The sequence below is a fragment of the Marinitoga sp. 1135 genome, assembly GCF_013363245.1.
Classification (GTDB): Bacteria; Thermotogota; Thermotogae; order Petrotogales; family Petrotogaceae; genus Marinitoga; species Marinitoga piezophila.
On record NZ_LBEZ01000025.1, the window covers coordinates 76,340 to 88,904 of the forward strand.

At 27.9% G+C, this 12,565-nt stretch carries 8 protein-coding genes; 7 read left to right on the forward strand and 1 reads right to left on the reverse strand.

Annotation, left to right across the window (positions count from 1 at the left end; genetic code table 11):
* The first annotated feature begins 4 nt into the window (after positions 1-4).
* The 7 genes from XO10_RS10640 (at position 5) to fliD (ending at position 10,953) form a co-directional block, all read left to right on the forward strand.
* Complete coding sequence (locus XO10_RS10640; RefSeq protein WP_014297453.1) at positions 5-1,684, forward strand: penicillin-binding transpeptidase domain-containing protein; 1,680 nt, start codon at positions 5-7, stop codon at positions 1,682-1,684.
* On the forward strand, positions 1,681-2,646 hold the full coding sequence (locus tag XO10_RS09960) for a DNA polymerase III subunit delta (protein ID WP_175421456.1): 966 nt from the start codon (positions 1,681-1,683) through the stop codon (positions 2,644-2,646). Before XO10_RS10640 ends, XO10_RS09960 begins: the two co-directional genes overlap by 4 nt.
* Positions 2,647-2,650: 4 nt before the next feature.
* Positions 2,651-3,739, forward strand: coding sequence for an HD family hydrolase (locus tag XO10_RS09965; RefSeq protein WP_014297455.1), 1,089 nt, complete (start codon positions 2,651-2,653; stop codon positions 3,737-3,739).
* A 20-nt stretch (positions 3,740-3,759) separates the two neighbouring features.
* Positions 3,760-7,761: a diguanylate cyclase gene (locus tag XO10_RS09970; protein ID WP_014297456.1), complete on the forward strand. Its 4,002-nt coding sequence runs from the start codon at positions 3,760-3,762 to the stop codon at positions 7,759-7,761.
* Positions 7,762-7,763: 2 nt separating this feature from the next.
* Positions 7,764-8,591, forward strand: coding sequence for a PHP domain-containing protein (locus tag XO10_RS09975; RefSeq protein ID WP_014297457.1), 828 nt, complete (start codon positions 7,764-7,766; stop codon positions 8,589-8,591).
* A gap of 82 nt (positions 8,592-8,673) precedes the next feature.
* On the forward strand, positions 8,674-9,066 hold the full coding sequence (locus tag XO10_RS09980) for a flagellar protein FlaG (protein ID WP_014297458.1): 393 nt from the start codon (positions 8,674-8,676) through the stop codon (positions 9,064-9,066).
* A gap of 18 nt (positions 9,067-9,084) precedes the next feature.
* Entirely contained in the window at positions 9,085-10,953 is a 1,869-nt protein-coding gene (gene fliD / locus XO10_RS09985) for a flagellar filament capping protein FliD (RefSeq protein ID WP_014297459.1), read from the forward strand.
* Positions 10,954-10,992: 39 nt separating this feature from the next.
* Here fliD and XO10_RS09990 read toward each other — a convergent pair whose 3' ends face one another.
* The gene (locus XO10_RS09990) at positions 10,993-12,480 is read right to left on the reverse strand and encodes a carboxypeptidase M32 (RefSeq protein WP_175421457.1); all 1,488 of its coding nucleotides are present in this window, start codon (positions 12,478-12,480) and stop codon (positions 10,993-10,995) included.
* Between the last annotated feature and the right edge of the window lie 85 nt (positions 12,481-12,565).

A 12,565-nucleotide genomic window follows, 5' to 3' on the forward strand; every position in this document is an offset into this window, starting at 1 on the left:
CCTTGTGGCACGTATACGATTAACCTTTCTCGTTATAATAATTCTGTATGTTTTTATAATTTCCTATGTTTTGTTTTTAAATGTTGAAAATTCAAAAAGCTCATATGTAATTAATGAAAAAAATAAAAAAACAGCGACCTTACTGGATAGTAAAGGTCGCATTATTGCTATTGATAAACCTATTTATGAAGTGTGGCTTGATTTAAAAACTATTAGAAAAAGAGGAAAAATGGATAAAATGAAGATGCTTCTTTCAAGATATGTTTCTGAAAAGGATTTACAGCGAGATTTTGTTGATCTTGGACAATATGAAGACATGCTGGAAGTAAAAACATATATTCCAGCTGAAATATTAAAATATTCAAGGATTTATAAGACGTATCAGCGAATATATAATACTTCATATGGCATGAGAAAGAATATTGGTGAAATAAATAAAACAGAATATGGAATAGAGCCATATTTGAAAAATAATAATATGATAAATAAATCTGAAATTAAATTGACAATAGATTTAAAAATGCAAAGGATAGCCTATGAAGAATTATCCAAAACAATAAAAGAACAGGATGCGGTTGGTGGAACTGTAATTATAATGGAGACTAAAACAGGGAAAATAAGAGCGGTTGCTTCTAATTATCCTTATAATATGGCATTTATGGGTTATGTTGAACCCGGTTCTACAATGAAACCAATAATTTATTCAATAGCTCTTGAAGAAAATATTATATCTCCATATCAAAAATTTAATTTAAAGCCGAGAATAAAACCTGTTCCTGATGTAAATTTTACTATTTCTGAAGTTGAAGGTCATTATTTTAATAGCGTTGATGTAAAGGATGCAATTGCTTATTCTTCCAATGTAGCAGTTACAATGGTAATGAAGAAAATACTTGAGAATTATTCAGAAGAATGGTTATATGATAAACTCAAAAGAATGGGATTGGGTGAAAAAACAGGGGTTGAATTTTCAAAAGAGATTTCCGGGGTTTTTATGCCGCCGGATAAATGGTATAAAATTACACCATATCAGATAGCTATTGGGCAGGGAATAGGTGTAACTCCAATACAGCTTGTTTCTATATTTAATATACTTGCCAATGAAGGAAAATATATTAAGCCAACCTTTCTTGAAAATAAAAAAGGAAAAGATATACAAATATTTTCACCTGAAACGGCGGATTTGATGAAAGATTGGTTGAGATATACAATGGTAAAAGGAACTGCAAGAAAAGCATATAAACCCGGAGTTTTAATCGCCGGAAAGACAGGAACCGCACAGAAAGCTGAAGCGGGAAAAGGATACTCGGAAAAATATTATTCATTATTTGTAGGGTTTTATCCAGCATCAAAACCCAAATATACAATTGTTTCTATTGTTGATGATCCAAAACACGAGTATTATGGTGGTGAAGTTGCAGCTCCTATTGCTACAAATATTTTTTATAGGCTTGAAAATTTCAAATATAATAATAAACCTGAGATTGTTGAAGGGTATATTCCAAACCTTGTTAATAAGTCTCTTTATGAAGCTTTATTTGAATTGGAAACAATAGGTGTTGACAGTAGGAAGATAGTTATAAAAGGTAATGGTAGATATATTATTTCGCAATATCCAAAAGAAGCAAAAAAAATTGAAGATACAGATATAGTAATTTTATATTTAGGAGATGAAAAACAATGAGAAGAATTTTAATATATGGAGATTCGGAAATAAAAAAGAGTATTGAGATAAAAAATTATTTGATAGAAGATGCAGAAGTGGTAAAAATAGATAATTCTGTGCAGGATGCAGTAGAAATTTTAAAACATAATTTATTTTCAAATTCCCTTTTCGGTGGAAAAAAAGTATTAATTATAAATAATATAGATAAATTTAAGAAAAAAGAATTTACTGAAATTACAAAATTATTATCTCAGGTATCTTCTGAAAGTATAGAAAATATTATTATTACAGCATCATCAAAAGTTAAGGTGGAAGTTGAAGAAAAAAAGGAATGCAATTTACCAAAACCCTGGGAAGAAGATAAATGGATTGAATTTATAAAAGAACTTGCAGAAGACTTAAAGTGTAAATTTGAAAATGATGAAACAATAAAATACATTCTGGATATTTATGGATATACAGATACTATTTTATATGAAGAAATGAAAAAAATATCTATTTATTCTGAAGGTATAATAACGAAAGAAGCTATAAATGAAATAGGATTTGCAGCTGTAAATGTTAATTTTGAAGAGTTTGCTTATATGTTATCCACAAAAAGATGTGATGAAGTTATAAATATGGCTAAAAATTTTTCACAGATGCATGATTTTAATATAGTTTCTTTTATAAGTTATATTTTTAGATACTTTTTTGACCTTTATCGTGTTATAATAAATATAGAGCCTAAAAAAAGATTTAGCTGGCCTGAAGTGCAAAAAATATCACAAATTTCCGGTGTAAATAAAATGCGCGTAAAAAAGTTTTTAGGAGTAAAGTTTAAGAATGAAACACAGTTTTATGCCAATCATAGCGTATTATATTCAAAAAAAGATATTATGGATATCATTATAAAACTTGAAGAGATGGATAGAAAAGCAAAGCTTGGGGAAAAACAGGAAATATTAATATTTGATTTAATATCTTATATATGTGGGTGATAGTATGGGAATAGGTAAAAGTTTATTTGATTTAACTAATTTATTCACTATATATAGGTGGAATAATAGACCGGCATTGGTGAGATTTACAGAGGCAGATAATGTTTTTCACAGTTTGTTGCTTGAATTAATTGCTCTTGAATACTTAAATCAAAATCATGGGTATAAATTATCCATATCAAAAAATATCAAGGCAAAACTTTATAAGGAATTGCCGAAGATAATACTCTCCGATGTTTCGCTGGATACAAAGAAAAGAATATTAAAAAAAGATAAAAGTATCTGGGATAAAGTACTCGATAAAAGTTATAAAGAACTAAAAGAAGGCATTGTGGTTGATATTTTTAAATCAGAATATGATGAAAAATTTGAAAAGTATTCAAGTTTTATAGATTTAATGGTTGCATTGAAAGAAATTGAAGTGAATTATAGAGTGTTTCCTGAATATTTTAGTGAACCCAAAACGGAAACAGAAAACAAAATAAAAGAATTAAGAAACCTTGAATATATTGATGAACTTGAAAATATACTCAGTTATGTTTTAACGACATCAACTCGAATGACAACTATGTATAGATGGAACAAAAATCATAGAAATGTAAGAAGTTCTGTTTCTGCGCATACATTTATGGTTGTTTCCACTGCGATTGTATTTTATTATCTTGATAATCAGAAAGATGAAAATCTGCTTAATGAAATAATAATTGCATCTATTTTGCATGATTTTCCAGAAGCGTTTACAGGAGATGTTATAACTCCTACAAAGAAAAAAGTAGAAGGTCTTGAAGAAATAATTACAGATGTGGAAAATGAAATGATAGAAGAATGGTTAAAGAAAGAAAAGGATACAGAAGAGTTATTTAAAAATCTAAAAGATTATATGATTATGCCATTTGAAAAGGAATATGGAAGATATGTTAGAGCTGCAGATCTATTTAATGCATTTCTTGAAAGTGCAATAGAAATAAAAACAGGAAACTCACAGAATCTATTTAGAGAAGCATTTTTCAGTATTAAAAAGGAATTAAAAAGATTTAATTTTGATTTTATGTATGACTTAATAGATGAAATAGAAAAAATAACCTTTTTTTAACCTTTTGAGGTGATTATATTATGGATGAACTTACCACTTATTTGAATAAAAATGCTTTTGGAATTGATTATTTAAAAATAATAGAAAATAAGACATATCGCGTTAGAAAAACAAGTAGCGATAATTTTGATAATACTTTATATTATCAGATATATAATGATATATATTCCTTAAAAGACTTTGGTGTTGACCTGCCTGTTAAAATAGAAAATACAAATGGAACATATGAGATTTATTTTAATTACTGGAATGAAGTTTCAATAACAAGAAAAAAACTAACAGAAAATGAATTTTTTGAGGTTTTATATACATTATACGATTTATTTGATCGAATTACTCATGCAACAAAATGGTATGTTGATTATATATATCTGGAAGATATATTTATAGATGAATTGGGAAATGTCTCAATAATTTTACCTTTTTTTGAAACAGAAGAAGAAAATGAATATATTATAACAAGTGAATTAGATGCAGAAGCAGGTGTAATTGACATTTTAAAAAAAGCTACACTTGAGATATATAATCTTCTGGAATCTAAAAATAAAACAGTTAAAGACTTTATCAAGGAAATAAAAGAATATAAATTTGAATGTGTTCATGATTTTTATATTATATTATCCAATTATTATATTTCAAAAAAAATACATCCATTAAAGATACCACATTTTCTGGATAGAGTTGAAGAAAGAAATTTTATCCTTGAAAATTTAAAAGGAAATACACATTTTTATATCTATGGAAAACAGCGTGTTGGAAAAACACAACTTATAAATTTTCTGACCCCAAAATTCAAAGAATTGGGGTATGAAGTTATATATGCTAAAAACTTTAAGGATATTGTTCCTGGTTTACCGGAAACAATGACAAATTCTATGAATATATTTCATTTTATAGAGTTTCTTAAGGCTTTAAAAGGTAAGAATGAAGACTTTAAACTGATAATATTAATAGATGATTATCAGAGTACATCCACAACATTTAAAAATTTTATAAAAACCTTGATATTAAAAGAATTTGATTTCCCATTTTCTATATTTATAATTTCTCATGAAAAGTTTGATTTTGATAACGACAAGATAAAATATTTAGAAATTAAACCGTTTTCAAAGGAAATTGCAACTATATTTTTGAAAACAATATTATCAAGTGAATTTATAAAAGAAAATCCTGATTTTGTGGAAATTGTATATTCATATTCTCGTGGATTACCGGGGAATATGTTCCATATAATAAAAAACTTTTATGAACAGAATATTCTGGAATATAAAAATGAAAAATGGGTATTTAATATAGAAAAGATAAAAAACAGGAAGATATATGATTTTATTCTCGAACAGATAAAACATATTCCCGAAAAATATATAAATTGCTTAAAATATATTTCTACTCTGGGATTTATGTTTAATAGCGAAGAATTAAAAACTCTTTCTGATTTTCTGAACAAAGATTTTAAAGAAGTAATAGATTTTGCAATAGAAAAAGGAATTATTCTCGTAGAAGGGAAAAATTATAAATTCTTTAATCTGGTATATCAAGAACGATTGCATCAAATGCTTTCTCAGGAAGAAATAGAGAATGTACATGGATATTTGTTGTGTAAAACAAAGGACATAGATAAGAAGATATTCCATCTTGTTAGTATGGGAAAAAATAAGAATGCAGCAGCTCTTATAATAAAAGAAATGAAAAAGAAGATTTTTAACTGGGAAGATTTAAATTTAATAGAGATATGGTTTGAACGCTTAAAAGATTTAGTGGAAGATATACCAAATTCAGCTATAGCCCTTTATTTAACAAAGAAATTCTTTTTAAATGAGTATTCTCAAGAACTCGAAGTTTATCTTGACAAATTAAAAAATTCGAAGGTTTATAATTATATATATATAATATTCTTTAAGTTTAAAAATCCTGATGTTGCAAAGGAACACTTTGAATTTTTAATTAACAAAAAAGGTATAGCGGATTATAAAAAAGCGCTATATACTTATTTCTATTTTTATTTTAAATTTGATGAGCTAAAAAGAGAAGAAATTTATGATTATTATTTATATCTTGAAAGCTATGTGTTTTCAAAACATCATAATTTAAGGAAATTTCAGACATTAAAAGGATTATTATTAAATATACTTGCGTTAAAAATGCAGAAAGATTTACCTGATCTGGCGTTAAATTATTTCAACGATGCATTGAGAATAGCTAAGGAAATTAAATATAATAGATTATTGCAGGTTTTATATAGCAATATGGCTTCGTTATATGAAGTATTAAATTCACCTTTAAATGAATATTATTTTAAAAAGGTGCTTGAAATCTCAAAAAGTATAGGGGATTTTTCAAGTTATAATAGAACATTGGTAAGTATTGCAAATACTGAATTATACAAAGGAAATGTAAAAGACTTCTTTTATTTAATTAATAAAGCGGAAGAATATTCAAGAATAAACAATGATTATGAAAATCTTATTTCAATATATGAATTAAAAAATATATATTATTTATATGGAATAGATTTTTCAAATTTAAATACACTTATTAAATCATTGAATGTTTTAAATAAAAATTATTATTTAAAAGAAAGAATAGAAAACGTTATTAATAATATAATAATCTTAAAGGCTTTTTATGAACATGATTTTGATACATTAAAAGATGAGAAATTAATGGAGTTTATTGAAAAAGATGATTTTTATAGGCATTTTTATTATCTTCTAAAAGAAGATGAAGAAGAAAAAGTATATAAACACTGGCTATTCTTCAAAAATAATCCATTTTTGTATTTAAAAGAAGAATTAATAAATATACTTGCTCCTAAGATTGCGCATTATTCATTTGCAGATGAATTTGAAAAATGGGCATTATCTCTTGAAGAAGAGTTAAAAGAGAAAAAATTATCCTTAACATTAATTTATGAAGGTCTGGGATATTTTTACGATATAAAAAGAAAAAAACTCAAGTCATTGAAATATTTAAGAACAGCTCAAATGAACTATGAAATGTTCTTTATGAAAAACAAGTTTGATAAAATAAATGATTATTTAACGAATAAATTTAATATGCCAAGTTTTGCCTTTGATTTTTCAGATATTGAAATTGAAGATGAAACTAACAGAAAAATATTTGAAAAATTACAGAATAAAATTAACTTCTATGAAAAAATAAATGAACTCTCTTTAAATCTGTTAAAATCAAATTCTCCGAAATACGTAATAAATAAAATAGGGAACTTTTTAAAGAATAATTTTCCTGTAGATACTGTATTTTTAAAATTAAAAACAGATTTATATGACGTTGAATATGCATTTAATGCAAGAGAACCTGTTATGTATAAAAACGATATATTTTTATTAAATCCATTGACTGTCTCATTTAAAGCTGAATATAAAGATTTTACCTATTATATATATTTTGCCAATAAAAATATAGAATTAGAAAAAAGTGAAGCTAATTATATACTTGATTCATTAATTATAATTGAGCAATTGTTAACTTCTATACTTGATAAAATAGTACATTATGAAAACAGTATAGTTGATCCATTAACATCTGCATTTTCAAGAAGATATCTTGAAAATAAATTAAATGAATTAATAGGATTAAATGAAAGATACAAATTTACATTCTCCATCATAATGCTTGATATTGATAATTTCAAAAGAATAAACGATACATACGGGCATCAAAAAGGTGATGAAGTATTAATAGAACTTGTAAGAAGTCTGAAAAATAATTTAAGGGACTTTGATATAGTATGTAGATATGGTGGAGAAGAGTTTATAGTTATTCTTCCAAATACCAGTTTAAATGCAGCCGGAAAAATAGCAGAAAGATTAAGAATAGAGGTAAATAGAGATTTATTAGATGTAACAGGTCTTGATATTACATGCAGTTTTGGAGTTTCATCTATAGAAAACATAATGAAAGAACCAAAAGCAAAACATCTTATAAAAAATGCAGATGATGCATTGTATAAGGCTAAGAATACTGGAAAAAATAAAGTTGTTATATCGAGAGGAGATTAGCGATGTTACTGGATCTACACTGTCATAGCACATATTCTGATGGTACATGTTCTCCAAAATCTTTAATAAAAAAAGCCAAAAATCTTGGATTAAAATATTTTTCCATTACTGATCACGATACAATAAACGCTCAACCGGAAGCAATTGAGTATTCAAAGCAACTCAATCTCAATTATATACCAGGTGTTGAAATAAATGCAGAATTTCCTACATTAATGGATATTCTTGGATACAATATAGATATAAATAATGATTATTTGTTAAATATACTAAACACAATATTTGAAAAAAGAATAGAAAGAAACAGGTTAATGATAGAACTGCTGAAAGAAGAAGGTTTTAATATTGATATTGAAGATCTTGAAGGAGTTTCTCTTCATACAATAGGTCGTCCCCATATTGCACGTATGCTATTAAAAAAAGGCTATGGAACATCGGTAAGTCAGATAATTAATACATATCTCACAAGAGGAAAAAAATGCTATGTTGAACGATTTAAATTTTCTCCCAAAAAAACCATAAAGGCTATAAAAAAAGCAGGTGGAATTGCAGTTTTAGCTCATCCAAGAAAACTTAGATTATCAAAAATACAGGTTGAGACGCTTTTAAATGAATTAAAAGATTATGGATTGGATGGAGTAGAGGCATTTCATTATTCCAGTGATCCAGAATATACTAATTTTCTAATTGATTTAGCAAGAAAATTGGGGCTTTTAATAACTGCTGGAAGTGATTTTCACGGTACTAACAAACCATTTGTATCCCTTGGAGTTTTTGTTGAAGATTTTATTCTGCAAGATACAATTAACTATTTTATTACAAAATATTAATAAAATAACTTATGTTATTATAAAAATAGCCGATAATAGAAATGGTAGGGAAGAAATATTCAATCTCTGTGGGGGTGTTTTTATGGGAGACTTAAACAGAATAAGTGGGGACTTTGGAAGTTTTATAGATTCAATAACAAGAGATGCCGAAAATAGCAGAAGATTATCGAAAAACAATAATAACATTGGTGAAGAGCATCAAAGAGTACAGAGTAATCAGAATCAACAGAAGAACAATGAAATTAAGGATCCGGAAGTTTTATCAAAAATGATAGAAGAAAAGTTAAATAAATTAAGAGAAATCTTTAAAGGTGAAGTAAAATTTGAAGTAAACAATGATGTTGATATGGTTATAGTTAAAATAATAGATAAAGATTCCAAAAAGGTTATAAGACAGATTCCTCCGGAAACTGCAGTAAAAATTGCAGAAATGCTTGATAAGTTGGAGGGAATATTATTAGATGAACGTGCTTAAAGCGCGGAGGTGATTTAAATGAGTGAAAATAGTTATCTTGGATCATTTCAATTTGGCGGTGTTGCCAGTGGTCTTGATACAGCAAGTATGATAGATAAATTAATGGAAGTTGAAAGAAAGCCGTTAGAAAGGCTTCAAAATGATTATGAAAATTTAAAATTAAAGCAAAAGGCGTGGAAGGAATTAGATGAAAAATTAAGTGACTTCTGGGATTTCCTTGCAACTTTTAAATTAAAGAGCAAACTTATTCCAAAAAGTGTAAGTGTAAGTGATGAAAATGTATTAAGTGCCACAGCTGCAACTTCAGCCACAAATTCAAGTTTCAAAGTTAAGGTTAATTCATTATCCTCATCAACAATTTTAACTCCGGATAATACTTTAGGTGATGTACCTGATTTAAATACGCAATATTATAAATTAACTGGAAGGACAACACCGGTAGCAGGGACATTTACATTAAAAGCTTTAGATTCAAATGGTAATACACTTGAAACAGTAAATATTGATTTTGCAGGTACAGATACAATACAGGATATAATAAATAAAATCGATTCAAATTCCACATATTTTACAGCTGAATTAGTTGATGGAAAATTAAAAATACATGAAAAGGCAGGACAGGAAGGTTCCGTTGCAAATATTTTATTGGGCGATGCTTCTGATACAAGTAATTTTACAGAAGTATTCAATCTTGAGGGTGCTGATTATGTTGCTGGCAGTGGTGGAAGTGCTGGTTATATTGAAAGTACTGTACATGCAGGTGCAGTAAATACCGGAACAACATTGTCAGATATAAGTTCTGATGTAACTTCTGGAATAATCAGAATAAACGGAACAGAAATTACAGTAAGTGCAGATGATACAATAGGAAGTTTAATTTCAAGAATAAATGCTTCAAATGCAGGGGTTATTGCATGGTATGATGAGAATGAAGATAAATTAATGATAAGAAATAAAGAAGGCGGTCCACAGTCTATTACAATAGAGGATGGAGATGCAGATGGAAATAATAAAACTAATGTTTTAGATGATTTGTCCTGGGTAGATGCAACAGGAAATTATATGGGAAAAGTAACTCCTGGTACCGCTGCAAATGTTGAAATAGATATAGATGGCGATGGTGTAGCTGATCTTACAAAAACAACATGGGGTAATACAGTTGAATATAATAATGTTACCATTGATTTGAAATCAACATCTACAGATTGGGTAAATGTTCAGGTTACACAGGATGCAGATGCTACATATGATAAAATAAAAGAATTTGTAGATAAATACAATGAAGTAATTGGTTATGTGTATGAAAAATTAAATGAAGAGCCAGTAAAACCAGAAAGAGGGAAAGAATTAAGCGAAGAAGATAAAATGAAAGGTGTTTTAAAAGATGATCAAAATCTAAGAGATATCTTTTATAAATTAAGAGATATTGCATATGGAGTTGTTGATTGGACTTCTGATGTAAAAGGAAAATATAGTTCTTTATATGATATAGGAATATCTTCTGGTGATGCTGGTGGGACGTATGAAAATACAATGAAAGGTGTTCTTTCAATTGATGAGGATAAATTAAAGGCTGCTATACAGGATAATGCAGAAGAAGTATGGAAATTGTTTGCATATGAAGATGATAATAATAAAGGGATAGCAATACAGTTTAAGGATTATGTATGGGATACAACAAAGTTTGGTGGAACTATAGATCAAATTTCTGGAACCACAGGCACTATTGGACTTGAAATGAGAGATATAGCAAAAAGAATGGTTTCGCTTGTAGATCAACTTCAAAGAAAAGAAGCATATTACTGGCAGAAATTCTCAGCTATGGAGCAATCTGTATCTCAAATGCAATCACAGGGTTCATGGATATTAGGAGCATTTGCAAAATAATAAAATTAAGGGCTGTTAAATTTAACAGCCCTTTTTATTTTAGATTTTATAAACTTTATTAAATTTTTCTTCTATATATTTCATGAAATATTCTGGATTTAATTCTTCCCCAGTTGCCATTTTTATTAATTCTCCTGGTTCATACATCTTTCCTTTTGAATGTATTTTATCTCTTAACCATTTAAGAAGAGGTTTAAAATCTCCTTTTCTAATAGTTTCATTATAATCCGGAATATCTTTTTTCATTGCATATAATAATTGTGCTGAATAAAGGTTTCCTAACATATATGAAGGGAAGTATCCAAAAGAGCCATGTGCCCAATGAACATCCTGTAAAACCCCTTCGCTATCCTTTTCAGGAACAACGGCAAGATATTTTTCCATTTTTTCATTCCATATTTTTGGTAAATCCGCTACTTTAATTTTATCATTTATTAAAGCTTCCTCAATTTCAAAACGCAACATAATGTGAAGATTATATGTAACTTCATCGGCTTCTGTTCTTATTAATGATCTTTCAACGTAATTTGTTGCTCTGAAAATATCTTCAGGTGTATATTTCTTTAATTCTGGAAATACATCAACAAGATCGTTATAAAAATATTCCCAGAATTCCGGGCTTCTTCCTACAATGTTTTCCCAGAATCTTGATTGACTTTCATGAATTCCCATTGAAGCACCATCACCAATAGGTAATCCTGAAAATTCTGCAGGGATTCCCTGTTCGTATAATGCGTGTCCTCCTTCATGAATTGTACTATATAATGAATCATTTAAATCGTGTTCGTTGTATCTTGTTGTGATTCTTACATCATTTAATCCTATTGTTGTTGTAAATGGGTGCATTGCCACGTCCATTCTTCCTGCTTTAAAGTCATAATTCATTAAGTTTAAAGCACGTATAGATAGTTCTTTCTGTTTTTCAACAGGAAAAAATTGCTTTAAAATTTCATTATCTGGTTTTTCGCCTTTTTCGAGTTTAGCGAGATAATTTACCAGAAAATCCCTTAAAGGTTCAATAATCTTTTTAAGTTCTGATGTTTTAAGTCCTGGTTCATACATATCCAATAAGGCATCGTATCTATTTTCTTCATATCCTAATTTATCGGCAATTTGTTTTGTCAATTCAACAATTTTTTCCAGATGTGGTTGGAAAATAGAGAAATCATTATTTGTTTTTGCCTTTTCCCATGCAGCCTGAGCTTTTGAGGTTTCAATACTTAATTCTTTGTATAGTTCTGGAGGAATTTTTTTAGATTTTTCAAGTTCCTTTTTTGCAACTCTGACTATAGCTTTATCAACTTCGCTTTCTAAAAGTTCTCTCTCTGCATTTAAAACAAGATTCCATGTTTCATCAGAAACAGACATTTCAAAAGCATGACCTGAAATTTCACCAATTACCTCAGCTCTTTCTTCAGCAGCTTTTTCTGGCATCATAGTTTCAAAATCCCATTCAAGCAATGCAGCGGCTGTGTTATACCTCGATATTAATCTTAATCGTTTTTTTAAATCTTCTAATGCGCTCATTAAAATACCCCCTTGAAAAAAATTTCATATAATATTATATTACTACATTAAATTTTCTTTGTCAATATAAATATATGATATAATT

Coding starts and splice junctions, on each gene's coding strand:
- XO10_RS09965 (WP_014297455.1), top strand. CDS start 2,651: ATGGGAATAGGTAAAAGTTTATTTGATTTAACTAATTTATTCACTATA.
- XO10_RS09975 (WP_014297457.1), top strand. CDS start 7,764: ATGTTACTGGATCTACACTGTCATAGCACATATTCTGATGGTACATGT.
- XO10_RS09960 (WP_175421456.1), top strand. CDS start 1,681: ATGAGAAGAATTTTAATATATGGAGATTCGGAAATAAAAAAGAGTATT.
- XO10_RS09980 (WP_014297458.1), top strand. CDS start 8,674: ATGGGAGACTTAAACAGAATAAGTGGGGACTTTGGAAGTTTTATAGAT.
- fliD (WP_014297459.1), top strand. CDS start 9,085: ATGAGTGAAAATAGTTATCTTGGATCATTTCAATTTGGCGGTGTTGCC.
- XO10_RS09970 (WP_014297456.1), top strand. CDS start 3,760: ATGGATGAACTTACCACTTATTTGAATAAAAATGCTTTTGGAATTGAT.
- XO10_RS09990 (WP_175421457.1), bottom strand. CDS start 12,480: ATGAGCGCATTAGAAGATTTAAAAAAACGATTAAGATTAATATCGAGG.